General features: G+C 36.0%; 24 protein-coding genes and 1 riboswitch. Of the genes, 18 read left to right on the forward strand and 6 right to left on the reverse strand.

The window, feature by feature from the left end:
* The first annotated feature begins 36 nt into the window (after window positions 1–36).
* Genes AN34_RS10650 through AN34_RS10660 form a run of 3 tightly spaced genes read left to right on the forward strand, consistent with a single transcriptional unit; the run spans window position 37 to window position 3,112 of the window.
* Window positions 37–1,446, forward strand: a complete 1,410-nt coding sequence (locus AN34_RS10650) for a calcineurin-like phosphoesterase family protein (RefSeq protein WP_029285162.1) — start codon at window positions 37–39, stop codon at window positions 1,444–1,446.
* A gap of 45 nt (window positions 1,447–1,491) precedes the next feature.
* A complete protein-coding gene (locus tag AN34_RS10655; RefSeq protein WP_029285164.1) occupies window positions 1,492–2,397 on the forward strand; it encodes a glycerophosphodiester phosphodiesterase family protein in 906 nt (301 codons plus the stop codon).
* A 22-nt stretch (window positions 2,398–2,419) separates the two neighbouring features.
* The gene (locus tag AN34_RS10660; protein WP_029285166.1) at window positions 2,420–3,112 is read left to right on the forward strand and encodes a GDSL-type esterase/lipase family protein; all 693 of its coding nucleotides are present in this window, start codon (window positions 2,420–2,422) and stop codon (window positions 3,110–3,112) included.
* Window positions 3,113–3,214: 102 nt separating this feature from the next.
* Here the strand turns inward: AN34_RS10660 and AN34_RS21770 are convergent, their stop codons facing one another.
* Together AN34_RS21770 and AN34_RS10670 are read right to left on the reverse strand one after the other, a co-directional pair.
* Complete coding sequence (locus tag AN34_RS21770; RefSeq protein ID WP_029285168.1) at window positions 3,215–3,649, reverse strand: hypothetical protein; 435 nt, start codon at window positions 3,647–3,649, stop codon at window positions 3,215–3,217.
* 76 nt (window positions 3,650–3,725) lie between these two features.
* Window positions 3,726–4,502, reverse strand: a complete 777-nt coding sequence (locus AN34_RS10670; protein ID WP_029285170.1) for a LexA family transcriptional regulator — start codon at window positions 4,500–4,502, stop codon at window positions 3,726–3,728.
* A gap of 132 nt (window positions 4,503–4,634) precedes the next feature.
* Between AN34_RS10670 and AN34_RS10675 the strand changes: the two genes are divergently transcribed.
* Window positions 4,635–4,985 (forward strand): GIY-YIG nuclease family protein, encoded by a 351-nt coding sequence (locus AN34_RS10675; RefSeq protein WP_029285173.1) that lies wholly within the window; start codon window positions 4,635–4,637, stop codon window positions 4,983–4,985.
* Between the two features lie 74 nt (window positions 4,986–5,059).
* On the opposite strand, the gene AN34_RS10680 is transcribed toward AN34_RS10675, so the two are convergent.
* Both AN34_RS10680 and AN34_RS10685 read right to left on the reverse strand, forming a co-directional pair.
* A complete protein-coding gene (locus tag AN34_RS10680; protein ID WP_029285175.1) occupies window positions 5,060–8,233 on the reverse strand; it encodes a basic secretory protein-like protein in 3,174 nt (1,057 codons plus the stop codon).
* Window positions 8,234–8,377: 144 nt separating this feature from the next.
* Window positions 8,378–10,825 carry a transglycosylase domain-containing protein gene (locus AN34_RS10685; RefSeq protein WP_029285177.1) on the reverse strand — a complete coding sequence of 816 codons (2,448 nt, stop codon included), beginning with the start codon at window positions 10,823–10,825 and terminating at the stop codon, window positions 8,378–8,380.
* Window positions 10,826–10,969: 144 nt separating this feature from the next.
* On the opposite strand from AN34_RS10685, the gene AN34_RS10690 reads away from it, so the two are divergent.
* The 8 genes from AN34_RS10690 (at window position 10,970) to AN34_RS10725 (ending at window position 18,317) form a co-directional block, all read left to right on the forward strand.
* Window positions 10,970–11,848 carry a polyphosphate kinase 2 family protein gene (locus AN34_RS10690; protein WP_029285179.1) on the forward strand — a complete coding sequence of 293 codons (879 nt, stop codon included), beginning with the start codon at window positions 10,970–10,972 and terminating at the stop codon, window positions 11,846–11,848.
* A gap of 88 nt (window positions 11,849–11,936) precedes the next feature.
* Window positions 11,937–12,129, forward strand: a riboswitch (cobalamin riboswitch).
* Between the two features lie 96 nt (window positions 12,130–12,225).
* Entirely contained in the window at window positions 12,226–14,106 is a 1,881-nt protein-coding gene (locus tag AN34_RS10695) for a TonB-dependent siderophore receptor (protein ID WP_029285182.1), read from the forward strand.
* Window positions 14,107–14,193: 87 nt separating this feature from the next.
* Window positions 14,194–14,781, forward strand: a complete 588-nt coding sequence (locus tag AN34_RS10700; RefSeq protein WP_029285184.1) for a DUF6580 family putative transport protein — start codon at window positions 14,194–14,196, stop codon at window positions 14,779–14,781.
* Between the two features lie 124 nt (window positions 14,782–14,905).
* A complete protein-coding gene (locus AN34_RS10705) occupies window positions 14,906–15,859 on the forward strand; it encodes an ABC transporter substrate-binding protein (RefSeq protein ID WP_029285186.1) in 954 nt (317 codons plus the stop codon).
* Window positions 15,856–16,539, forward strand: a complete 684-nt coding sequence (locus tag AN34_RS10710) for an NAD-dependent deacylase (RefSeq protein ID WP_029285188.1) — start codon at window positions 15,856–15,858, stop codon at window positions 16,537–16,539. Before AN34_RS10705 ends, AN34_RS10710 begins: the two co-directional genes overlap by 4 nt.
* Window positions 16,532–17,254, forward strand: coding sequence for a diphthine--ammonia ligase (locus AN34_RS10715; RefSeq protein ID WP_029285190.1), 723 nt, complete (start codon window positions 16,532–16,534; stop codon window positions 17,252–17,254). Before AN34_RS10710 ends, AN34_RS10715 begins: the two co-directional genes overlap by 8 nt.
* A 127-nt stretch (window positions 17,255–17,381) precedes the next feature.
* Window positions 17,382–17,900, forward strand: coding sequence for a YMGG-like glycine zipper-containing protein (locus tag AN34_RS10720; protein WP_029285192.1), 519 nt, complete (start codon window positions 17,382–17,384; stop codon window positions 17,898–17,900).
* 81 nt (window positions 17,901–17,981) lie between these two features.
* Window positions 17,982–18,317 (forward strand): Dabb family protein, encoded by a 336-nt coding sequence (locus AN34_RS10725; RefSeq protein WP_029285194.1) that lies wholly within the window; start codon window positions 17,982–17,984, stop codon window positions 18,315–18,317.
* A gap of 394 nt (window positions 18,318–18,711) precedes the next feature.
* Here the strand turns inward: AN34_RS10725 and AN34_RS10730 are convergent, their stop codons facing one another.
* Both AN34_RS10730 and AN34_RS10735 read right to left on the reverse strand, forming a co-directional pair.
* Window positions 18,712–18,963 (reverse strand): hypothetical protein, encoded by a 252-nt coding sequence (locus tag AN34_RS10730; protein ID WP_029285197.1) that lies wholly within the window; start codon window positions 18,961–18,963, stop codon window positions 18,712–18,714.
* A gap of 5 nt (window positions 18,964–18,968) precedes the next feature.
* The gene (locus AN34_RS10735) at window positions 18,969–19,685 is read right to left on the reverse strand and encodes a DUF3291 domain-containing protein (RefSeq protein ID WP_051666442.1); all 717 of its coding nucleotides are present in this window, start codon (window positions 19,683–19,685) and stop codon (window positions 18,969–18,971) included.
* 114 nt (window positions 19,686–19,799) lie between these two features.
* Between AN34_RS10735 and AN34_RS10740 the strand changes: the two genes are divergently transcribed.
* From AN34_RS10740 to AN34_RS10765, 6 genes are all read left to right on the forward strand, one after another.
* On the forward strand, window positions 19,800–20,279 hold the full coding sequence (locus AN34_RS10740; RefSeq protein WP_029285201.1) for a GAF domain-containing protein: 480 nt from the start codon (window positions 19,800–19,802) through the stop codon (window positions 20,277–20,279).
* Window positions 20,280–20,292: 13 nt separating this feature from the next.
* Complete coding sequence (locus AN34_RS10745) at window positions 20,293–20,898, forward strand: DNA-3-methyladenine glycosylase (RefSeq protein WP_029285203.1); 606 nt, start codon at window positions 20,293–20,295, stop codon at window positions 20,896–20,898.
* A 51-nt stretch (window positions 20,899–20,949) separates the two neighbouring features.
* Window positions 20,950–21,438 (forward strand): pyridoxamine 5'-phosphate oxidase family protein, encoded by a 489-nt coding sequence (locus tag AN34_RS10750; protein WP_029285206.1) that lies wholly within the window; start codon window positions 20,950–20,952, stop codon window positions 21,436–21,438.
* A 66-nt stretch (window positions 21,439–21,504) separates the two neighbouring features.
* Window positions 21,505–22,791, forward strand: coding sequence for a kynureninase (kynU, locus tag AN34_RS10755; protein ID WP_029285208.1), 1,287 nt, complete (start codon window positions 21,505–21,507; stop codon window positions 22,789–22,791).
* A gap of 11 nt (window positions 22,792–22,802) precedes the next feature.
* Complete coding sequence (locus tag AN34_RS10760) at window positions 22,803–23,663, forward strand: bestrophin family protein (protein ID WP_029285210.1); 861 nt, start codon at window positions 22,803–22,805, stop codon at window positions 23,661–23,663.
* Window positions 23,663–24,565, forward strand: coding sequence for a histone deacetylase (locus AN34_RS10765; protein WP_029285212.1), 903 nt, complete (start codon window positions 23,663–23,665; stop codon window positions 24,563–24,565). Before AN34_RS10760 ends, AN34_RS10765 begins: the two co-directional genes overlap by 1 nt.
* The last annotated feature ends 28 nt before the right edge of the window (window positions 24,566–24,593 follow it).

Here is a 24,593-nt window from a genome sequence, read left to right on the forward strand (position 1 = left end):
TGGTGGCTTGATTTATTATTTAAAATCCATCATTTTATGAATAGAAGATCCTTTATCCAAAAAACAAGTCTGTTAACCACAACACTATTTGTTAGCCTCAAAGCTTTCCCTTCATCACTGTTTTCTGTTGATGGCGTGGTGAGTGGTTCGGTAACCAGTAAAGGTAAAGCTGTGGCAGGCGCAGTAATCTCCGACGGATATCAGGTGGTACAAACCGATAAGGCAGGCCAATACGAAATTAAGCTGAATGATCTTGCCCGTTTTGTCTGGATCAGTACACCTGCTGGTTACGAATTTAAAACAGAAAGCAGCATTTCAAGACATTATTATAAGCCGGATACCGCTGGAAAACTGAATTTCGACCTTCAGCCTTTAAAGCAAAAAGACAACAGACATAACTTCATTATCTGGGCCGATCCTCAGGTAAAAAATAAAAGTGATGTACAGCAAATGATGGAAACTTCAGTTCCTGACACAAAAAAAGTGGTTGCAGAAATGGGTAAAATACCTGTTCATGGCATTGGAGTGGGTGATTTAGTTTGGGATAATTTTGATTTATTCCCGGCTTATGATGAAGCAATTGCACAAATCGGCATCCCTTTTTTCCAGGCATTGGGAAACCACGATCAGGATTACAGACAAGGTGGTGATGATACATCTGACAGAACCTTTCAGGCTCATTACGGCCCGACTTATTATTCTTTCAACAGAGGTAAAGCACACTATGTGGTGCTGGATGATGTAAGATACTTAGGCACAGAGCGAAATTATGATGGCTATATCACGCCAACGCAGCTGGATTGGCTGGCTAAAGATTTGCAATTCGTGCCGAAAGATGCCTTATTGATTATCTGCCTGCATATTCCGGTGCATAATTCAGTAAAAAACAACGATGATTTTTATGCTGTGATTAAGGATTACAGCAATGTTCACATCATGTCTGGCCACACGCATTTTAATAAAAATGTAATTAAGAATGGTGTTTTCGAGCATAACCATGGTACCGTTTGTGGTGGCTGGTGGACTGGTCCAATTTGTGAAGATGGAACACCTCGTGGTTATGGTGTTTACGAAGTGGATGGAACAAAACTTAAATGGCATTATAAATCCACCGGTCGGGATAGAAAAGAGCAGTTGGCCGTTTATGTAGAAACTTTAACCAACCAGAAAAGGCTTATTGCCAATGTATGGAATTATGATCCTGAATGGAAAGTTGAATATTTTCTGGATGGGAAGGCAATGGGTACACTGGTACAACAAGATGGATTTGATCCTCTTGCGGTAAAGTTGTATAAAGGGGATAAACTTCCTAACCCAAGATCTTTTGTGGAAGCCTGTTCAACAGATCACTTATTTATGGCACATTTCGATCCTTCTATTAAAAAGATAAAAGTTGTTGCCACTGATCGGTTTGGAGAGAAGTTTGAAGCGGAAGTAACTGCCTAATCTATCCTCATTTAAAAAAAAATCGTAAACATTAACTTATTGAAGATGAAATTATTTAAGTCGGCTGTTTTAATTACGGCGGCATCTTTTTTAGCACTAAATTCTAATGGACAGAAAACTGCTTCATTTCCTGCCTTTAGTGCAGAAGCACATCGGGGCGGGAGGGGGCTTATGCCTGAAAATACCATTAAGTCCATGATCAATGCGCTAAAAATAAAAGGCATTACTACATTAGAACTGGATACACACATTACTAAAGATGGGCAAGTGGTGGTTACACATGATGATTATCTGAGCCCGGCCTTTATGCTTACGCCAGATGGAAAAGATATCCCTGAGGCTGATGCAAAGAAATATCCGGTCTTCGGGATGAACTATTCAGAACTTAAACAGTTTGATCTTGGTACGAAATATTATGATTTGTTTCCAACACAACAGAAAGTTAAAACTTACATTCCGTTGCTGTCAGATCTGATTGATTCTGTACAATACGATATTAAGAAAAATAAACGTCAGCCGTTCTTTTACAATATTGAAACCAAGTGCAGTCCACAAGGTGATGGACTGACCAATCCCACTCCTGAAGTATTTGTTAAGTTATTGATGGATGTGATTGAAAAAAAGAAAATTTCTTCTTTCGTCGTGATTCAATCTTTCGATAAGAGAACCATTCAAATTATTCACGAGAAATATCCGCACATTAAAACATCTTTCCTAGTGGCGAATAAAAAATCTTACGAAGAAAACATTGCCGATTTAGGTTACAAACCCTTTATTTTGAGTCCGATATGGCAAACGGTAACTACAGATATGGTTAATAAAGCTCATGCTGATGGCGTTAAGGTTATCCCATGGACAGCTAACAAGCTTGAAGATATTCAGAAATTAAAGGACCTAAATGTAGATGGTATTATTTCAGATTATCCTGATGTTTTAGTCCAGGCAAAATAATTAATTTTGAATAAAAAACTTTATGACATTAATTTCTTTCCATAAATATTTTCTTGCATGCACATTGTTTCTTTTGATAACCTTTTCTGCTCAAGCGCAAATGGTATTATGGGACAGCACTTACCGGCCTGGAAAATATGCAGAACTGGTAAAAAAGTTTAAAGATGATCCAAAATCAAAAAAGGACATTGTTTTTTTAGGCAACAGCATTACGGCTGGAACAGACTGGTCAAAACTTCTTGATTTACCACAGGCTAAAAACCGTGGTATCTCTGGCGATATTACATTTGGTGTTTTAGAAAGACTTCAGGATGTGATTGATGGAAAGCCATCTAAAGTTTTTATCCTGATCGGAATTAATGATATTTCGAGAAATATTCCAGATAGCATCATTCTGAAAAATTATAAAATGATGATTTCAAGAATTAGAAAAGGATCTAGAAAAACGCAGATTTATTTCAATACCCTTCTGCCAGTAAATAGTTCATTTGAGAAATTTAAAAATCATTACAATAAGGATCAGCATATTCTTTATCTCAATGAGGAGATCAGAAAGTTTACATCCAAAAACGTTACCGTTATTGATCTTTATCCAAACTTTACTGATTCAGATCAACATTTAAAAGCTTCGTTAACTAAAGACGGACTCCATTTACTACCTGCCGGATATGATGTTTGGGCGGCATTCTTAAAGAAAAGTGGCTACTTAAATTAATAGCGAAATAACAACGTTATAGTATTTATTTTAAACTAAAAAGTGCCTGGGATTTTACTTCCAGGCACTCTACGTTTATCGAATATTATATTTACTTAAGTATTAGCCTTCAACTGGTGCTTTATCTGTTTTGTCACCACGATTCAACCCTTTACGCATCTTTCCACCTTTTTCTCTTGCCTCTGCACGGAAAGCTTCCATTTTAGTTTTTTGATCTGCAGTTAAAATGGCATCAATTTTTGCTTTTTGTTCTTTCATTGCTATTTTACGCTCATCCATTTTACCTTTCATAGCACTATGATCGGCTTTTCTCCAGGTCTCCATTTTCTTAGCATTTTCCAATTCAACAGCATAGATCTTTGCTTTTTGATCCGCGGTTAATCCTAATTTTTTTTCCAATCTGGAAGTAGCCTTTTCTGCTCTTTGTTCAGCAGTCATTTTAGGCATTTGTTTTCTTACTTTTCTGGAACTGTCTTGTGCAAATACAGCAGTAAAACCCATTACTGCTATCGCGATTGTTAAAATTGCTTTTTTCATGATCTTATTATTTATGTGTTTGTATAATAGAGATGAAAAGCATCAAACAGTTTAATCAGACATAAGTTAAAAAGTGTTAATTTTTATTCAACTGCGAAATTGATTTTTGCATTTGTGCCATCATTTGTGTTAAAGTTTCCATCGTAGGATCTGGTGCAGGTTCTGGCAAAGCAGTAGAGATATAAGCCTTCGCCTTCCAAATTTCAAGAATATCATCTGCAGCAATGGTATAGGGATCATATACTTTATTATCTGAAATTAATTTTAAATCTTTATTTTCCTTGAAACGGTTTCCAGCTCTTTTGTAAACCACACCTTCGTTTTTACTGATGATCACATAAGTCTCACCTGTTTTAACTTCATTCCAATTATCAAGATATTCACCAATGATGATACTTCCAGGCTGAACTGGTAACATACTGTCGCCCATAATTTCGAAAGCCCTGAATGTACCTTGGCGAAGAGCAGGTAGCGGTAATTGAAATTTAGGAAGATCGCTGATATATTGGGGATCTGAAAAGCCATTGAGATAACCGGCACTAGCTTTTACAGGAACGAGTTCAATGTTCTCTCTGTCGTTTTGATCTACAGAAATACTTAATACCCTTAAATTAGAACCACTGCTTTTTAATTTCGGTTTCCAGCTATCACTTATCTTTTCATTGATAAACTCATCAATGGTTAAATCGAAATATTCTGCTATTTTTTTTAGTAATTCATATTTTGGTTCTGCTCTATCTTCCTCATAGGCACCAATCAGTGATCTCTTAATTTCCATAATATCAGCAAAATTCTGCTGTGTATGGCCTTTTTTCTTTCTGAGATACTTTAAGTTATTTGAAATATTCGACATAAAAATAAAAGTTAAAATAAATTTGGAATTACTAAAATAGTTAGTAATTTTATGCTCATAAAGTTAGTAATATTATTTTGAATTGCAAGAAGGTATACTAAATAGATTAGTTTAATTAAAAATTTGAAGATTATGAAAAAGTTTGTTTACATCGTTACCGACAGAAATCGCACCAGCATGCATGTAGGCATGAGTTCTGATTTAATTAAAACATTGGATTTCTATAAGCAGATGCCAAATTTGTTTTTTGATAATGGACAACAATTAACGCGTTTAGTATACTTTGAGGAATTTAAAAGTGAAGCACAAGCATTAGCACGTTTCAAAATAATAAGTCGGTTTACCAGGATGCAGAAAGAGCGTTTAGTTAGGTCTTGCAATCCAGATTGGATAGATCTAACGATTGGCTTAGACTTCGAAAACATATTGCTACACAGAAATGTAACCAATCAGATTAATCTGGCCTTTACCAGCTTATCATAAATAAAATACTTCTTGCATAAAAAAAGCGTTCCCTTTTAAAAGGGAACGCTTTTTAATTTGTTATGAATTTTAGATTACCAACCTGGGGCAAAGGTTAATCCGAATACACCAGTTTTCACATCTTTACGCTGAAATGGAATAGCATAATAAGGTTCAAGTACGAAATAGCCAAAAACGTTTACCCTTAAAGAAATCCCTACGCTCATTACAGGAACACGCTCGGTTGTAGATTGAAATGTAAGTTCCTTTCCTTTACTATCTAAAACTGGATTTCCATTTACATCTTTTAAGGTCTCAGTTACATAAGTTGGTTCACTTTTAAACTTAACCTGAGTATCATTCGTCCATGCTAAACCAGCATCAAAGAATAAATTTAAATCACTAAAAAGGAATTTAGATGGTATTGCTGCCAATTTCTTAGGGCCTGTAAATGGTAACCTGAGTTCGAAATTAAAAACAGCAATCTTGCTGCCTGTTAACTGATTGATATCAAATGATTCTGAAGATTGAGCTGAAGTGGTTTTATAAATTGAATTGGATTCATATCCTCTTACTAAATAAGGATAACCCACATACATGGGATAGAGCCGATCAGCATCTTTACCAATTCTTAAGGTATTATAAGTTCTTGCCGCTATAGTTACTGGCTTCAATCTCCAATATTTTCTTAAATCTGCTGTAGCGCCTGAAAAATTATATGTGCCAAAATATTTTTCTGCACTGATGCGATATCTAAAACCATCTAAAGGACCAGTAAGACCAAAAATAGAGTTATCGCCAACAAAGCCCGCATTTAATTGGTAAAGGGTAAAGGAATTGAATGGAATGCTGTAATCTAACGAAGCTATTTCATTGGCAATCCGTTTCCGGTCTGAGCCTATATAACTGCCTGATGTATTATAGTAATTGCTGTACCTATCAATCCTGTAACTATAACGTGAAAATGCACCTCCTAATTCAAAACGATGAATTTTACTAAATGGATATGCTGCAAAAAGCTGTACCTGATCTTCAAAAGTTCTGATGATATCTGTGTTTTGTGATACCGCATCAACAGTGGTGTTGTTATCTGCTGGTATTTTTTCGTAACTAACAGAATTAAAACCTGATACATAAGGAATATGGGAAACTGCAGCACCCCAATTAATTCTGCTTTTTTGGTTGATGTATCCAACCAAACCTCCGGCATCATAAATCTGTCCATTAACAGAGATATTGGCAATGATTTGATTTGTTCCTAATATATCGCTGAACATCCCCACAATACCGCCTGAAACTCCAGTACCGAAACGACTTGAAGAAACACCAACGCCACTATTTGCAAGATAATCCAATCTGAATTTCGGTTTATAAGCTACCGTTTTTAAAGAATCTGCCACCACCTTTTCAAACCTGTCGAAGTTGTTTAAATTGGAGTTTACAATATTTACTCCAATATTTTCCATAGGTGGAAGAATTGCGGCATCAAAATTCTCATCCTGATTCCCAATTCTTTTCGGCTTAAAGCTGCTTAATTTGGCATTATATAAAGTATAGCGTTGGTAACGATAATAGCTATAAACAATATCATCCGTAGTAGAAACTGAAATCGCAGGTGAAAATTCTGTAATCCCACTAATCCCTGTGAAATAATCGGTAAGCTGATCAACGCTATTATCCGTGAAATTGTACTTGTAAAGGTTTCTGAAGCCGTCTCTGTTGGATAGGAAATAAATATTCTGGCTATTTGCCGAAAATTGTGCGTTTAAATTATTGGCACCTGGAAATACATTTAAATTACTAAGCGTTTTGTTATCAATATCATAAATGGCTAAATTAATCGGATTTACAGCCGTGATATTGTTGCTTTGGATAGCTGCTCTATCAGAAGAGAATACAATCTTTTTTCCATCAGGAGAATAATTTGGCGCATAATCAGAATAAACATCATTCGTAATTTGGGTGATTTGCTTTGTATCTAAATGATAAGAAAAAATATCACTCTGACCTTCTACCATTCCGGAGAACGCAATATCCTTTCCATTTGGAGACCAGGTAAGATTTCCAAATTGCTGCACCTGTTGCATGGGGGTTTGAGAAATGGTTGTTCCGTTTGATACATTAATAATCATCATCTGGTTTCTGCCATGACTAAAAATACTAAATGCAAACTGCTTGCTGTCTGGCGACCATGCACCAGCCGATTCGATGAAATTAAAATCATCAATATGGCCGTTACTGATCTGGCTGCTCAGCTTCCTGATAATTCTTCCTGTTTTGGCGTCCGCCAGAAACAAGTCAATTCCAAAAAGATCTTTTTCAGACATGAATGCGACATATCTTCCATCTGGACTCAGGGCAGGGGCAACGTTCATGTTTCCTGCATTCTTATTATCTATAATTTTGGTTCCAGTAATTTTGATCTGTGAACTATCTGCCTTCAACATGGGTTTATAGTGTGCGTCAATGGCATTTTTCCATAAGCCAGACAGGGTTTTGTCGTCATACCCAAAAGTATACCGAATGGCATTTTCATAACCATATTTTGCCGTGTTCTTAAATAAAGGAACAATGGTGGTATCTCCATATTGAGAACCAATGTAAGTCCAGAAGGCCTGGCCATAACGGTAAGGAAAATATTTATTGGAATTGGTTAAATCCTTTAATGATGGGATATCGCGGTTCAGCATGGCATCACGCATCCACATCGAAGTAAAGGCATCTTTTTTTCCGATGGAGAGGTACTCTGCCATCCCTTCAACCATCCAAAGTGGTGTTTGACCTACATTTTCAAGACTAATAGAATCTTTTTCTAAAAGTGTATGGTATTGAAATGCGTGAACCAGTTCATGTCCGAGGACGTGTCTGGTTTGGCTATTTAATTCCATCACCGGCATAATTACCCTGTTTTTTAAAGCTTCTGTAACACCGCCAGTTCCGATACTTATTTCGCCTTGCAATGCCGTAGTTTGCTGAAAATCAGGATGGTTATTATAAAGGATTATCGGGTTTTTCTTTAGAAAAGTATCTCTGAATACTTCCTGATGCATTTTATACCAGGTTTCTGCCTCTTGAGAAAATTTCTTTAGTAAGGCTTCATTTTTTATATAATAATAAATTTCGAAATGCGGGGTCTGCAACACTTTGAAATCGAGTTTTTTATACCTTACTTTATTTTGTCCGAAATACTGCGCCTGAACTGAGAAAGAAATTATGAGCAAGAACAATAGTGGAAGGTACCTCCTTATTAAAGTAAAGCTTTTTTTCATATGTATGGTTTAGTGAATGAAGTTTTAAAACGTACGAAATTGATCTATCAAGATTCCGAAATCAAAAATAGTTAATGTTTAAAATATTATTTATTATTTAACATTTCAGCGTTAAATGCAGGATTAATTAATACAAGGCAAGGATTAATTATTTCCGTTATTTTTCTTTTCTTTTTCCTCCTGCCGCTGTTTTCTTCTCAATTCCCTTTCTTCTTTTCTGGTAAGTGGAACCGTTTGCACTGGTTGGGCTGGATCAGGATCTTGTTTCTTATCTTCTTTTTTAACTTCTTGCTCCGTTGGTGTTACCGGATTGGCAGGATCAACTGTCACAGGCACATCAAACTGTGTCGAATCTACAGCGGTAGTATCTACCGTAGTAGTATCTCTCACATATTGCGGACTTGGACAATTGTAACTTCGCGTAATTTCTACAGTTGCTTTAGGGAATGGTCCGTAAGAGTAACCAGTAGATGAATCTAAATAAACTTTTTCCATAAATTTGGCGAATATAGGTAAGGCTGTTCTGGATCCTTCACCTTGTTCACCATTTTTAAAATGCGCTGTTCTTTCATCGCAACCTACCCAAACACCAGTTACCAGATCTTTTGTTAAACCCATATACCAGGCATCAACATAATCAGAAGAGGTACCTGTTTTACCACCAATCTGATTATTCTTTTTAAACAGATTTGGCCATTCCCATAGGGCTTGTGAAGTTCCTCTTGGCTCTTCCATACCTCCGCGGAACATGTAAGTCATCAACCAGGCAATTTCTTCAGTAAGTACCCGCTTTGTTTTTGGCTTAAATTCATCTATCACGTTGTTGTCCTGATCCGTTATTTTTTCAACCAGAATAGGATCAGTCTTAACGCCTTTATTCATAAAAGTACTGTAAGCCTTTACCATTTCGTAAACGGTTACATCGTTTGATCCTAAACTCACAGAAGGAACAGATTCTAAATGGCTATCTATTCCACATTCATGTGCATATTTAACCACATTATCCCAACCCACTTTTTCAGTAACCTGTGCAGTGATGGTATTCACAGATCTTGCCATGGCCCAACGCAAGCTCATTTCCTGATAAGTAACACTATAATCGGCATTTTTAGGCTCCCAATATTTGGTTTCTCCTTTATCCTGATATTTTATCCTAACAGGCTTATCAGTAAATTTATCACAAGGACTCATTCCTTGTTCTAACGCGGTTAAATAAGCAAAAGGCTTAAATGTAGATCCGGCCTGTCGTTTCGATTGATTAACGTGATCATATTTAAAAAATTTATGATCAATACCACCAACCCAAACTTTAATTTTCCCACTTGCAGGCTCCATGGTCATCATCCCGGTATTTAATATCTTTCCGTAATAACGAATGGAATCTAATGTAGAAAATGAAGTATCGCGATCACCTTTATAGGTAAAAATCTGCATTCGCTTCTTTTTGTTGAAATAGGCCTTAACTGAATCGGGCTGATTTGGGAATTTTTTCATCAACATGCTATAGATCGGTAGATTTTTCATAGCCCTTTCCGGATAATCTACTTTATTCTTTTCAGAATCATACCATGGATCTTCATTACCCCAAACACTGTAAAATCTACGTTGTAAAGTTTTCATCTGTTCTGCCACAGCCTCTTCAGCGTATTTTTGCAACCTGGAATCAATTGTAGTGTATATTTTTAAACCATCTTCGTACAAATCATAGCCATTATCTAAACACCATTTTTCTAAATATTTAGCCACGGCTGCCCTTAGGTAAGAATCACCGTCACTACCATCTTCCAATTCACCCGCCTTTAGTTTAATAGGTTCTTTAGACAACTCCTTCAGGCTATCACTGCTAAGGTAGTTGTATTTATTCATTTGCCTTAATACAACATTTCTTCGCTCCAAAGCCCGTTCAGGGTTTTTAGTAGGATTGTACATGGTGGTACCCTTAAGCATGCCCACCAGCATGGCTGCATCTGCGATACCTAAATCTTTTGCATCTTTATCAAAATAAACTCTACTTGCTGTTTTAATTCCATACGCATTATTTCCAAATGAAACCGTGTTCAGGTACATGGTAATGATGTCGTTTTTTGAATAATTGGATTCCAGCTTAACGGCTGTCATCCACTCTTTTAATTTAAATATAACAGTTCTTACCACCGGAATCTTTGCTAAAAATCCCTGTGATTTATTATACCGGGTTCGATAAAGGTTTTTAGCCAATTGCTGCGTAATGGTACTTGCGCCACCTTTTTCTCCTAATCCAATCACCGCACGTCCAACAGCTTGTGCATCTACGCCCCAGTGTTTGTAAAACCTAACATCTTCTGTAGCTACAAGTGCATTAATTACGCTTGGTGCAATTTCATTGAAATTTACAGGTGTCCTGTTCTCCTTAAAGTATCTACCAATAAGTTTACCATCTGAGGTATAAAGTTCAGATCCGACCCGCAGGGTGGGCATTTTTATATCCTGGGTACTTGGCGAATAACCAAAGAGCCATAAAAAGTTGAGTTGAAGCGCAGAAAAGAAAATTATTATAAAGAATAAAAATATTGCAGAATAACGTAAGTACTTGTTTTTTATCTCTTTAAACATATTGGCTAAGATGGTATTTTGGTAAATGCTATGGGCGTTAAATATAAAAAACTCTATATGCAAATTAACGTTTTTAATTTACTTATTTTTTAGTTCTATATTTAAAATATTGATATCACAAATTATCTAAAACGATGCATAAGTATGAAAAACGAATTTAAAGCGCTAATTGTACAAGGAGATAAAAAATTTTCTTTAAAGAATGTTGAAACCGATTATACGGGTACTTTCAATAAAGAAAAGGCAAAGGACGAACTGATTAAAACTAAAATTGAAATCAGTCACCTGCAAGAAAAGTTGTATGCTGCAGGAACACATTCCATATTGATTATTTTTCAGGCCATGGATGCGGCAGGAAAGGATAGTGCCATTGCACATGTAATGAGTGGGCTAAATCCACAGGGCTGCCAGGTATTTAGCTTCAAAGTACCTACCGCTAAAGAATATGAACATGACTTTTTATGGCGACATTACCTTGCTTTGCCGGAGCGGGGAAGGATTGGTATCCATAACCGTTCTCACTACGAAAATGTACTCGCCTGTAAAGTACATCCGGAATATATTCTGAATGAAAATATTCCAGGCATTCAGGATGTAAAAAAAGTAGATAAAGATTTTTGGAAAAAGCGATATGAGAGTATCCGCCACTTTGAATCACACCTTTGCGCCAATGGAACCGTTATCTTAAAATTCTTTCTGAACGTAGGTAAAGCTGAACAAAAACAACGCTTCCTCGAACGAATTGAAGACCCTACTAAAAACTGGAAATTTTCTTCTGGTGATATTAAGGAAAGAGCGCTTTGGGATGAGTATATGTCAGCTTATCAGGAAGCCATTAACGAAACAAGTACCGAGGTTGCGCCATGGCATATAATTCCGGCAGATAAGAAATGGTTTGCTCGGTTAGCCATCAGCGAAATTATTTTAGACAGGCTGAAAAAATTAAACCTTAATTTTCCTGTGGTGAGCGAAGAAGAAAAATCCAAACTAGCTGAAACGAAAGCTATTTTAATGGCTGAGTAGTTACTCCAACAAACCTTATAGGTTTCAAAAACCTATAAGGTTAAATAACGCATAAAGGTTTAATATTTTACGAATAGCTTTATTTTACTACTTTTGCAGCGCTTTTGGTTTCAGATGTTTTTTAATCTGAATTAAAAGGGAATGCAGTGTAATTCTGCAACTGTCCCGCAGCTGTAAGCTCTGTAACGGTTTTTAATTCTATGCCACTGTTTATTAACTGAATGGGAAGGCTAAATAACCGGGAGTAAGTCAGAAGACCTGCCATAAGTATATAATTTCATAGCTTTCGGGGATTGAAGCTAGGATTGGAGTACTTAACGATTTCGTATTTTCATTTCCTTTTCTATCTGTTGGCTGTGGGCAAAACTCACAATCAAATGAACAAAACTAAATTTTTAATTGCAGCAGGCATTGGCCTTGTGCAATTTGGTATTGGCAAAGCCAATGCCCAAGACACCTTAAAACTTAAGGATGTGGTTATTTCTGCAACTAAAAATGATCAGAAGCAATCACAAACGGGTAAAGTAGTCAGCATTATCAGTCGCGAAACTTTAGATCGCAGTAACGGGAAATCACTTCCTGAATTAATTAGCGAGCAGGCTGGAATTATCGTAGCCGGCTCTGGAAGTAATCCGGGATTAAACAAGTCAGTATTTTTTAGAGGAGCCGGAAGTGCCTATGCTGTGGTTTTAATTGATGGTATTGTTCAAAATGATCCATCAGGAAATGGCGGCGCCTTTGATTTACGCTTATTTTCAATCGATCAAATCGATCATATTGAGATTTTAAGAGGTGGACAATCTACTATTTATGGTTCTGATGCAATTGCCGGGGTAATTAATATTGTAACTAAAAAGGGTGGAACAAAAGGAAATACGGTTTATGGCGTAGCCAGTGCCGGAAGTTATGAAACCTACAAAGGAACCATTGGTTTAAATGGTGCAGTTGATGGATTTACTTATAATGTAAATTACACCCATCAAAAAAGTGATGGAATTTCTGAAGCAGCAAACCCGGGTGGAAATAATACTGAATTTGATAAAGATGGTTATAAAACGGATGGTGTAAGCGCAAATTTTGGGATACAACTGGATAAGCATTTCTCAGTTAATCCTTTTATACGTTATTACAGAGGAAATTATAAAATTGATGAAGGTGCTTTCACAGATGGCCCGCCTGCTAACAATACAACTTTAAAAAACTTTAGTGGGGGGTTAAATACCAAATATGATTTTGGCTCTGGTAAAATTAACCTCAATTATAGCTATCAAAATACCTCCAATAATACTTTAAGCAGCTTTGGTGGTTTTCCTTATACCAGTATGGGTTCTGGTAGCATTAGCCTGATAGATTTATTTTATAACCAAAAATTAGGAGAGAAATTAAATCTATTGGCTGGAATCGAGAATAGGGAAATGCATTTAACTTCTGGAACTAACCGACCTGAAACCAACATTTTTGCAGCTTATGGTTCATTATTTTTACATGATTTAAGCATTTTTAATCTCGAAGTAGGCGGACGTTACAATAAACATGAACAATATGGAGAAAACTATACTTATACCATCACACCGAGTATAAACATCATCAAAGAAATTAAATTATTCGGAACAGTTTCAACCGCATTTAAAATTCCAACGCTAAATATGCTTTTCGGCCAATATGGAGCTAACTTGAATTTAAAGCCAGAAAAATCTCAAAATTATGAAGCAGGAGCAAACTTCAGCTTTGCAGATGACAAATTTTCTTTACGCGTAGCTGGCTTCAAAAGAGATTTAACAGATGCTATTATTTATGATTTCGCCGCAGGGTACATCAATCAGGAAAGCCAGAAAGTAAAAGGCTTTGAGATTGAGCCATCAGTTAAAATATGGAAATTAGACATCAACGGTTATTATTCTTACGTAACCGGAAATGAATACAACAGCGTAAATAATAGGGTTGAAGATTTTCTGTTCAGAAGGCCTAAACATTTTATTGGTATTACAACAGGTATTCAGGCTACTTCAAACTTATACGTAAATGCCAATTTCAGGTATTTTGGTATGCGTACTGACGGAGATTTTACAACTTATACCGTAGAGAATTTACCCGGTTATAAACTATTAAGCGCTTATGCGGAATATGCCTTAGCAAAAAGAAGAGTGAAAATTTTCTTCGATGCTAAAAATATCCTGAATGAAAAGTATAATGAAATTATTGGCTACAATACTATGGGCTTTAATTTTAATACAGGCGTAACTTTCAATATCCGATAAGAAACGATAACTTTGTATCAGGATTAAGGAAACAATATTAGTTTACTAATTCCTGATACTCAATACTTATTACTCGATACCATAAACATGTCACAACTAAAATTTAATCCACGCAACGTTACTGTATTGCTAATGATATTGGTTATTACAGCCTTACGTCTGCTAATCACCTTTAATTCTGATGCGCTTCAATTTGCTAACTTCTCTTCTATTGGAGCAGTGGCGCTGTTTGGTGGTGCTTATTTTAAGGATAATGTGAAAGCCTTTGCGTTTCCATTGTTGAGCTTATTTTTGAGTGATTTGGTTTTGTATACAACCATTTACAGACAATATGTTGATATGCTATTAGTGCAAGAATTATATACCTATTTAGCAATTGCCTTAATGGTTTTGGTAGGCAAAGTGATGTTGAAGAAATTAACAATTGTAAACCTATTGGCTTCAACAATCGCCATTACGCTAATTCACTGGATTGTAAGTGATTTTGGCTCTTGGTATAAAAACCCACTGTTTACACAAAATTTAGCAGGATATTGGAACTGTTTGGTAAAAGCAATACCTTTTGAAATCAGGTTTTTAGAAGGCACATTAATATATGGTGTAGTTCTTTTTGGAGCTTTTGAAATTTTAAAATCGAAATTCCCTGTATTAAAACTACAAACGCAAAGATTTTAATTGAAGATATTCATTGATAAATCCTCTTTTGATTCAGTTCAAAAGAGGATTTTTTTTATCTTTAACTTTTAGAATAGCCATAAAAAGAACGTTCTGAAATCAAAAAACTAATAAATATTACGCCATGAAAGTTGTCTCCTTTTTACCTGCTGCTACCAAAATGATTTATGACATGGGGCTGCAGGAATATTTGTATGGTGTAACCTTCGAATGTCCGAAAGAGGCAGCCAATCAACCTAAAATTGTGCGCTGTATCTTGGAAGGTAAAAGCTATACCAGTATCGAGATTGACCGAATTTTTTCGGCTTCAAAAGCACAAGGCAAAAGTTTATATTGGGTAGATGATGAACTTTTAGAAAGCATCGCACCTGATATTGTCTTCACACAAGATATATGTGAAGTTTGTAATATAGACACCGTTTGTACAGAAACAGCGGTAATGAAGCTTAGTAAGCAACCCACCTTGGTTCCGCTATCGCCAAATAACCTGCAAGACGTTTATGAATGTGCAATAACCATTGCCAGGGCACTTGGAAAAGAAGAGGTGGCTTTACATTATCTGGCTAATCTTCAGCAAAAAACAGACGCTATACTAGACCAGCTAAGAGCTAACAGAGCCCCATTAAAACGGGTAATGCTGATGGAGTGGATTGAACCTGTTTATAATTGCGGACATTGGATTCCATTTCAAATTGCAGCTGCCGGAGGTGTAGATATGCTTTCCAATCCGGCAGGTGATTCCATAGTAACGCCCTGGGAAAAAATTTTAAAATACAACCCTGAGGTTTTGGTTATTGCCCCATGTGGTTTTGATATCAAGAGGGCCACAGAAGAAATGAATTTATTGACTTCAAAAAAAGGGTGGGAAGATATAGAAGCCGTTAAACTTAATCAGGTATACCTGGCAGATTTTGATATGTTTACTCAACCAAGTGTTGGAACATTGGTAGAAGGAATTGAAGCCCTGGCTTGTATGTTCCATCCAGATTTATTTACAGCGAGTAAACAGCTCGCCAGTAAATTTATCAACCTCAAAAGCGATATATTTTCCAATCAGCCTGCCTCATCAGTTTTATGAAATTAGTTGTTTTAACAGGAGCGGGGATAAGTACTGAAAGTGGATTAAAAACCTTTAGGGATGCTGATGGCTTATGGGAAGGTTATAATATATATGATGTAGCTACTCCCGAAGCCTGGGAGCGAAACCCTGAACTGGTACAACAATTCTATAACGAACGTAGAATGCAGGTACTTGCGGCACAACCCAATGCGGCTCATTTTGCACTTGCAGCATTGGAGCGCAACTTTGATGTTGAAATTATTACCCAAAATATAGATGACTTACATGAAAGGGCTGGTTCTACAAAGGTCACTCATTTACATGGCATCATCACTAAATCTCAATCTGATCTCAAACCAACTTATACTTATCCCATTCAGGGTGCTGAATTAAAAATGGGTGAACGCTGTGAATTTGGTTCTCAGCTACGTCCACATGTGGTATGGTTTGGCGAAGCTGTGCCAATGATTGAAGTTGCTGCTAAAATTTGCAAACAGGCAGATGTTTTCATATTGATTGGTACATCGCTAGCCGTTTATCCTGCAGCAGGACTTATTGATTTTGTTCCTTCCATTACCCGCAAGTATATTATCGACCCAAAAACACCAGATTTAAAGCGTTATAAAAATGTAGTGTCTATTGAGAAAAATGCTGTAGAAGGAATGGAAGTGCTTCAAAAGTTATTAACTGATGGATAAAAAGATCTGTATTTTCAACTGGAGCGGAGGCAAAGACAGTACGCTGGCGTTACATTATGTATTACAAGATCCATCTATAGAAATACGTTATTTAGTGACTACGGTTACTGAAAAATACAATAGGGTTTCGATGCATGGCGTGCGGGAGGCACTATTGATTTCTCAGGCTGAAAGTATTGGAATTCCCCTTTATCAGATTCGGCTGGGTGAAATGCCTGATATGGAAACGTATGATACCACTATGGAATTTCACCTCAAAAAATTTAAAGGTGAAGGCATTACGCATTCCATATTTGGTGATATCTTTTTGGAAGATCTAAGAGCTTACCGGGAAAATAAACTTAATGAGGTGGGCTTAAAAGCCATATTTCCATTATGGAATAAAAATACCAAAGATTTGATTCAGGAGTTTTTAGGGCTGACCTATAAAACCATCATTGTATGTACACAAAGCAATCTCCAAAATTATTGTGGAGAAGTAATTACCTCTGCATTAATAGATAAGCTTCCAACAAGTATCGATCCTTGCGGAGAAAACGGAGAATATCACACTTTCGTCTTTGAAGGTCCTGTATTTCGTCATAAAATCAACTTTACCATTGGAGAAAAAGTGTTTAGAACTTTTCCTGCACCTGTTAAAAATGATAATACTAAAGATATATGTATGGACAAACCAACAACTTCAGGTTTTTGGTATACTGATTTACAGCCTTAAAGCGTTAATTTCTAATTTTTGGCATCATTTTTTCTTAGTATGTTGTAATAAGTTAAATCACACAACTCAAATGAAACCTGTTTGTATGGTTAGGATACCAAAGCAGATTCATTAAAAGAAAAACGTTATGAAAAAGATATTTGTAGTAATCGCATTAAGTTCAGTGATGTTTGCTTGTAATAATAAAGCAAAAGAAGAAGCTGAGTTAAAACAAAAAGAAGCCGATAAACAATTGGCAATTAAAGCAGTAAAAGATAGTTTACGCTTAGATAGTTTCAAAAAAGCTGAAGTAGCAAAAGTTGAAGCAGAAAAAGAAGCCAAACACCAGGAAGAACTGGCTGCTGCAAGAGCCGCTGGTGCAAGATCTTCAAAATCATCAAGATCTTATGCTAGTTCAGGAAGTAGTTCTGGCGGAAGTTCTAGTTCATATGGTGGAACTACCCAGCCTACAGCTAAGAAAAAGGGTTGGAGTGATGCAGCTAAGGGTTCAGTAATTGGTGGTGCAGCTGGTGCCGTTGGTGGAGCTTTAATTGATAAGAAAAAAGGTAGAGGTGCAATTATCGGTGGTTTAGTTGGAGCTGGTGGCGGTTATTTAATCGGTAGAGGTGAAGACAGAAAATCAGGTCGTGTACAACCTAAAAACTAAATAACAATAGTGTTATAAAAGCGGTTATTTTAAATAGCCGCTTTTTTTTTGCCTATTTTTTTTAACTTGGATAAAAAAAACATGTCAAACAATCAACTCTCAAGTAGCGGTCAAATACAACATTTTGTAATGTTCTGGTTGAAGCCACAATTAACAAAAGCGGAAATTGAAAATTTTAAAAATTTCTTCGAGCACTTGCGTCCAAGTAAATATATTAAAACGCTAAGTTATGGCCTGGCGGCTAATACCCCAATACGTCCGGTTACTGATAATTCATTTACGTATTCATTAACAGTTACTTTTAGCAATATTGAAGACCATAATGCTTACCAGGAAGATCCAATACATCTAGCCGCTATAGAAAAGTTTTCGAATAATTGGTATAGGGTAGTTGTTCATGATACAGTGATTTCTTAAATTATTCTTTCATCATATAACCTAAGTTCAATTCATATTTCGAACAGTTTTTATACCTATTGAATAAACTATTTTTGGAGTAGGTATCATCGGTTAAAAATCAAGTTACTCAAACTGAATACTACATTGAATGATGAATTGAACTTAGGCCAATTGAATTAATCTGAACTAAAGTAAACTGTATTCTTTTTCATTTATTTGGCAAAAACAGACCTCCAAATTATATTTTGTCACTAAATATAAAAATCAATAAATCAAATAGTTATAAGTATCTATATTATATTTCAAGATAGATAAAGATCAAAATTTAGATTGATTTATTGATTATATTCAAAATTAAATTCTGTCACATATAATACACATCTATAAATCAGATATTTACGTGTATTTGTTGTTAAAATTGATGCCTATTATAGGCTGACGTAAAATCACCCCTCATGAGTTTGAACCGATCAATTACGGTAGTAATAAATTCCTCATCTAAAATTTCAAATACATCATTTACACCACCTCCACTCAAGTCCATTTCTGCCAGTTTATAACTCTGTTCAAATGTACCTTGCTCAAATTTTACAATATATTTTTGGTTCATCGAAAAGATGGTGATCTTACACTCTGGGTGTGGTAATTCTGCAATAACTCTCATTGTATTTAATTATTTGGATGTTGAAATGGCTGATATTCATTCACTGGTTTTCCATTAAAAATACCTTCCATCTTTAGGATTTCAAACCGGGCAAATAGATCTTCAGAATACCACTGCCGTTCTCTGGTAAGTTTAATAATATCAGCATGATCAAATGATTTGTAGGCATAATTCTTCATGCTTTCTGCATTTTCCCAAATGGAAAAGGTGGCCTGATCTAAAAATGGGTTTTCGCCCACACCAGCAGATAAAATAAAACCATCTGAAATTCTCATTTGATCAGCAGCTCTCTTAATATTTTGCCTAAACTCTTTTAATTTACTAAAACGAATCTTTGCCCGTGTAATAACAGCAATTCTACCTTGATCAATTTTATGATTCACATTAGACTTAAAAGGTTCTTTACCTGACCATAAACCATGGCTACTTAAAGGCTTTAATAAAATGGTAAACTCTTCGTATCCAAAAAACCTAAACCATTTGATGGAAAACGAACTGGCATAAAATTTATCACAATCTTCCTCATTATCCCAAGTAGTAATAATGGCCCAGTGCTTAAAATCGGGGGCTAGATCTACCTGTGCATCCTTTCCGCTGCCCATTAACTTCCAAAATCTGCAATTTCGGTTGAACCAAAGCGGTAGCCTGAGTATGGCCATCCCCAGAAATGCAAATGGAATACTTAATCCGCGAAACTTGGTAATGGTTAAGGCTGCAATCATGTTAAACAATATTAAAGATTCAAAACTATTAAATTAACAGATCATCACACTCAATTTAATGTCATTATCAAATTATAAAATAAAAATCAGCTAAATCCTGTTTAACTTTGTTGCATGGCAGAAGATTTAACAATTGATAGAGCAATTCCAAAAGAAGAACAATACCAATCACTTATCCCTCAAATAGAAGGCTTATTGTATGGGGAAACTGATTTTGTAGCCAATATGGCTAATGTTTCTGCAGCGTTAAAAGAACAGTTTAACTGGTTTTGGGTTGGTTTTTATCTGGTCAAAAATGATGAACTTGTATTAGGGCCATTTCAGGGGCCGGTAGCTTGTACCCGAATTGCAAAAGGAAAGGGTGTTTGCGGATCATCATGGGAACAGCAAGAAACCTTAATCGTACCGAACGTAGATGAGTTTCCTGGTCATATTGCTTGTGCCTCGGCATCTAAATCTGAAATCGTATTACCGCTGATTAAAAGTGGAGAAGTAATCGGTGTTTTAGATGTTGATAGTGAGTTTTTAGATCATTTCGATAACATAGATAAAGCTTATTTAGAACAGGTTATAAATATTTTGTTAAATAAATAGTTTAGATAAAAAATTGAAATTATCTCCAGAATATTACCTGAATGAAGATGTAGTTGCACTGGCAAAAAATTTGCTGGGCAAAGTTTTGTATACCAATATCGATGGTGAAATTACTGCGGGTATTATTGTAGAAACAGAAGCCTATTTCGGAATAAAAGATAAAGCATCGCATGCTTATGGAGGCCGTCGTACCAATCGTACGGAAACCATGTATAGTCAGGGAGGTGTTGCATACGTTTATCTTTGCTATGGCATGCACAACTTGTTTAACGTGGTAAGTTCAGTGAAAGATGATCCGCATGCAGTTCTCATTAGGGCTATTGAACCTTTAATTGGTCAAGCAATTATAGAAGAAAGAAGGAACATGCCAATTACCAAGCCAGCCATTTCTTCCGGTCCAGGCTCTGCAGCTAAAGCATTAGGTATAGATCGAAGTTTTAACCGAAAAGATCTTTCCGGAAATGAAATATGGATTGAAGATCATCAGTTACATTATCAGGATGATCAAATTTTTGCTGGTCCGAGGGTTGGTATTGCCTATGCAAAGGAACATGCTTTATTACCATGGCGATTTTTTATCAAAGGTAATCCGTATGTCAGTAAGCCAAATAAGGTTTAGTTCGCCAAACATTTTTGATCCAATCCTGTTTTTCAATAAAATACCATAGCAATGAAAAACGAGAAAAACATATCAATCTTAAAAGAAATGGCAGAAAGTGTACGTACCTGTATGTTCACCACTTTTTCTGCAAATGATGAATTAGGCAGCAGACCAATGGGTACTGCAAAAATTGAAGAAGATGGAAGCATCTGGTTCTTTACTAATGAGTATTCTTTAAAATCAAAAGAGATTTCTAAAGAAAATAATGTCTTATTGGCTTACAGTGACCCATCTAAAAACACTTATTTAACTGTAAAAGGTAAAGCAGAACTGGTAGATGATCAGGTAAGAAAGGAATCTTATTTTTCACCTTTCGTTAAAGCTTGGTTTCCTGATGGCGTGGAAGATCCCCGATTAATTCTAATTAAGGTAACGCCAGAAGAAGCAGAGTACTGGGATGCATCATCATCAAAAATCGTTGTTCTGTTTAGCATACTTAAAGCGGTGGTTACGGGTGATACGCCAGACATGGGCAAACACGATACGATGAAATTTTAAATAAAGAAAATCATTTTAAAAAAGCAGGATTGGAAACAATACCTGCTTTTTTTGTAATATTGAATAATGAATTTTGAAAATAATTTAGCGTTTGCTCAAGCGCAGGATCAGGCTGATGTATTAAAAGATTTCAGACATCAGTTTTTATTCCCGAACCAGAAAGGTAAAGACTTTATATACCTCTGCGGAAACTCTTTAGGTCTTCAACCTAAAGCAGCAAATGAAGTGATACAGCAACAATTATCCAATTGGGCCAACCTGGCAGTAGAGGGTTGGTTTGAAGGAGATCAGCCTTGGATGTACTATCATAAAGAACTAAAAGATTTAATGGCCCCCTTAGTTGGTGCTTTTCCTGCTGAAGTTTGCCCGATGAATACGCTTACCGTGAATCTGCATTTGTTAATGGTAAGTTTTTATAAACCAAAAGGCAAGCGCTTCAAAATCATGATGGAAGGTGGTGCCTTTCCGTCTGATCAATATGCGATAGAAAGCCAGGTAAAATTTCATGGATTTAATCCTGCAGATGCCATTATTGAAGTTTTTCCAAGGTCTGGTGAAGATACACTTAGAACAGAAGATATCCTTTCTAAAATTGATGAACATGGTGGAGAAATAGCCCTGGTACTATTTGGTGGTATAAATTACTATACTGGCCAATGGTATGATATGGAGAAAATCACTCAGAAAGGCCATGCCGTAGGCGCAATGGTGGGTTGGGATTTGGCACATGCAGCTGGAAATGTTCCAGTAAAACTCCATGATTGGGACATTGATTTTGCCTGCTGGTGTTCTTATAAGTATCAAAACGCTGGTCCTGGGGGTATAGCCGGCATTTTTGTCCATGAAAAACATTTTAAAAATCAGGACTTAAATAGATTTGCAGGTTGGTGGGGATACCAGGAAAATAAGCGATTTAAAATGGAAAAGGGATTTATCCCAGAGGCTGGTGCAGATGGATGGCAAGTGAGTTGTACACAAGTAATGCCCATGTCGCTTTACCACGCTTCATTACAAATATTTAAGGAAGCTGGTTTTTTAAACCCATTAAGAAGTAAAAGTATTTATTTAACAGGATATTTAGAATATACTATAAATGAGGTAAATAAAATTTTAAACCAGAAGCAATTTAAAATTATTACTCCTTCTAACACAGAAGAAAGAGGTGCACAATTGTCTATTATTGCGGCTCATAAAGGAAAAGAAATATTTGATGGTTTAGTTGCTGAACATATTTTAGGAGATTGGCGTGAACCAGATGTAATCAGATTAAGTCCGATACCACTATACAATTCTTTCGAAGATATATATTTGACGGGGCAGGCATTATTAAAAGTATGTCAAACAGTTTTATAGCTTAACTTATTATGATCAATTATAATCCGAAAGACTGGTTTACTTTTATATTTCACTTTCACAAGGGGGATACGCTTATTAAACTTTGGCCATTGATGATTTGCGTTTCTGTGGTTTCTGCATTTATTGCTTTTCTCGAATTGAATGTTTTCAAACTATCTAAAAGTGATTATGTAAGCAATATTGGAATGATGCATAGCTTGCTCGGCTTCGTGATTTCCATGTTGTTGGTATTTCGAACCAATACTGCATATGATCGTTGGTGGGACGGGAGAAAACTTCTCGGGGCACTAACTAATGTAAGCCGGAATTTTGCGATGAAAATTAAGGCACTAAAATTACCAGATGAACATTTACGTTTCTTTGAATATGGAATCCCGAAGTATGCCTTTGCAATGAAAGAACACCTTCGTGAAAAGAAATATTTTGGAAAAAATAGCTTTTTGATCGAGGTGAAAGATGGGCAACATATCCCAAATCAAATTGCCAGCAGTTTAATTACCCGCCTTTATGATTTAGTGCGGGAGGGACTGATCTCCCAGGAACAATTAATTGTGCTAACCAATGATGTGAATCAGTTTACAGATATTTGTGGTGGTTGCGAAAGGATAAAAAACACGCCAATTCCTTTTTCATATAGCGCATTCATTAAAAAGTTTATCTTTATTTATGTGTTAACTATTCCCATTGGTTGGGTATTTAGTTTAGGCTATTACCTAGTACTGATAGTTCCTTTTATCCTCTATGTATTAGCGAGTTTAGAGCTCATAGCTGAAGAAATAGAAGATCCATTTGGATTGGATGCAAACGACTTGCCCGTTGATACCATCTGCAACAATATTGAAAAACATGTGGAGGAAATTTTAAGTTAATGATTAAGATTGCCTACCACCAGATCTACGCACATCCATTACCTGAAGGACACCGTTTTCCAATGTTGAAATATGAGCTGATACCAGAACAGTTACTTCATGAAGGGATTATTACTTTAGATAATCTTTTCGAACCAGAGCCTGTTAGGGAGGATATTGTTTTAAGTACTCATCAACATGATTACTGGGTGCAACTTAGAGATCTTACCCTTCCGGCAAAAGAACAAAGAAGGATTGGCTTTCCACTTAATGCCCAGTTATTAGAACGAGAATTAAGAATTACACAGGGCACTATTGATGGGGCAAAATTTGCGATAGAAGCTGGAGTAGCCTTTAATGTAGCAGGTGGCACACACCACTCTGGCAGTAATTGGGGTGAAGGATTTTGCCTATTAAATGATCAGGCTATAGCAGCTAATTACTTATTAAATAATAATTTAAGTAAAAGTATCTTAATTATAGATTTAGATGTACATCAGGGAAATGGAACGGCAGAAATTTTTAGAAATGAGCCAGGGGTTTTTACTTTTTCCATGCATGGTGATAAAAATTTTCCTTTTAGAAAGGAACTATCTGATTTGGATGTTCCACTGAATGATGGTGTGGAGGATGGGGAATATTTAGATTTATTAAATCATCATCTTCAAATAGCTTTCAAAAAATCAGATCCAGATTTCGTTTTTTATTTATCTGGAGTAGATGTGCTCTCAACCGATAAGTTAGGGAAAATTTCGCTGAGTAAGGCAGCCTGTAAAGAACGTGACCAAATGGTAATCCAGGCTTGTAAAGCAAAGAGCTTACCCTTGCAAATTAGTATGGGTGGGGGTTATTCTACCAATATCCGCGATATTGTTGATGCACACTGCAACACCTATAAAGTAGCATTCGATTTATATCATTAAGTAAATACATTTAGTTTTTGTAATCTTT

Source organism: Pedobacter sp. R20-19 (assembly GCF_000708265.2).
Lineage (GTDB): Bacteria > Bacteroidota > Bacteroidia > Sphingobacteriales > Sphingobacteriaceae > Pedobacter.

Coding starts and splice junctions, on each gene's coding strand:
- AN34_RS10650 (WP_029285162.1), top strand. CDS start 37: ATGAATAGAAGATCCTTTATCCAAAAAACAAGTCTGTTAACCACAACA.
- AN34_RS10655 (WP_029285164.1), top strand. CDS start 1,492: ATGAAATTATTTAAGTCGGCTGTTTTAATTACGGCGGCATCTTTTTTA.
- AN34_RS10660 (WP_029285166.1), top strand. CDS start 2,420: ATGACATTAATTTCTTTCCATAAATATTTTCTTGCATGCACATTGTTT.
- AN34_RS21770 (WP_029285168.1), bottom strand. CDS start 3,649: ATGAAAAAAGCAATTTTAACAATCGCGATAGCAGTAATGGGTTTTACT.
- AN34_RS10670 (WP_029285170.1), bottom strand. CDS start 4,502: ATGTCGAATATTTCAAATAACTTAAAGTATCTCAGAAAGAAAAAAGGC.
- AN34_RS10675 (WP_029285173.1), top strand. CDS start 4,635: ATGAAAAAGTTTGTTTACATCGTTACCGACAGAAATCGCACCAGCATG.
- AN34_RS10680 (WP_029285175.1), bottom strand. CDS start 8,233: ATGAAAAAAAGCTTTACTTTAATAAGGAGGTACCTTCCACTATTGTTC.
- AN34_RS10685 (WP_029285177.1), bottom strand. CDS start 10,825: ATGTTTAAAGAGATAAAAAACAAGTACTTACGTTATTCTGCAATATTT.
- AN34_RS10690 (WP_029285179.1), top strand. CDS start 10,970: ATGAAAAACGAATTTAAAGCGCTAATTGTACAAGGAGATAAAAAATTT.
- AN34_RS10695 (WP_029285182.1), top strand. CDS start 12,226: ATGAACAAAACTAAATTTTTAATTGCAGCAGGCATTGGCCTTGTGCAA.
- AN34_RS10700 (WP_029285184.1), top strand. CDS start 14,194: ATGTCACAACTAAAATTTAATCCACGCAACGTTACTGTATTGCTAATG.
- AN34_RS10705 (WP_029285186.1), top strand. CDS start 14,906: ATGAAAGTTGTCTCCTTTTTACCTGCTGCTACCAAAATGATTTATGAC.
- AN34_RS10710 (WP_029285188.1), top strand. CDS start 15,856: ATGAAATTAGTTGTTTTAACAGGAGCGGGGATAAGTACTGAAAGTGGA.
- AN34_RS10715 (WP_029285190.1), top strand. CDS start 16,532: ATGGATAAAAAGATCTGTATTTTCAACTGGAGCGGAGGCAAAGACAGT.
- AN34_RS10720 (WP_029285192.1), top strand. CDS start 17,382: ATGAAAAAGATATTTGTAGTAATCGCATTAAGTTCAGTGATGTTTGCT.
- AN34_RS10725 (WP_029285194.1), top strand. CDS start 17,982: ATGTCAAACAATCAACTCTCAAGTAGCGGTCAAATACAACATTTTGTA.
- AN34_RS10730 (WP_029285197.1), bottom strand. CDS start 18,963: ATGAGAGTTATTGCAGAATTACCACACCCAGAGTGTAAGATCACCATC.
- AN34_RS10735 (WP_051666442.1), bottom strand. CDS start 19,685: ATGATTGCAGCCTTAACCATTACCAAGTTTCGCGGATTAAGTATTCCA.
- AN34_RS10740 (WP_029285201.1), top strand. CDS start 19,800: ATGGCAGAAGATTTAACAATTGATAGAGCAATTCCAAAAGAAGAACAA.
- AN34_RS10750 (WP_029285206.1), top strand. CDS start 20,950: ATGAAAAACGAGAAAAACATATCAATCTTAAAAGAAATGGCAGAAAGT.
- kynU (WP_029285208.1), top strand. CDS start 21,505: ATGAATTTTGAAAATAATTTAGCGTTTGCTCAAGCGCAGGATCAGGCT.
- AN34_RS10760 (WP_029285210.1), top strand. CDS start 22,803: ATGATCAATTATAATCCGAAAGACTGGTTTACTTTTATATTTCACTTT.
- AN34_RS10765 (WP_029285212.1), top strand. CDS start 23,663: ATGATTAAGATTGCCTACCACCAGATCTACGCACATCCATTACCTGAA.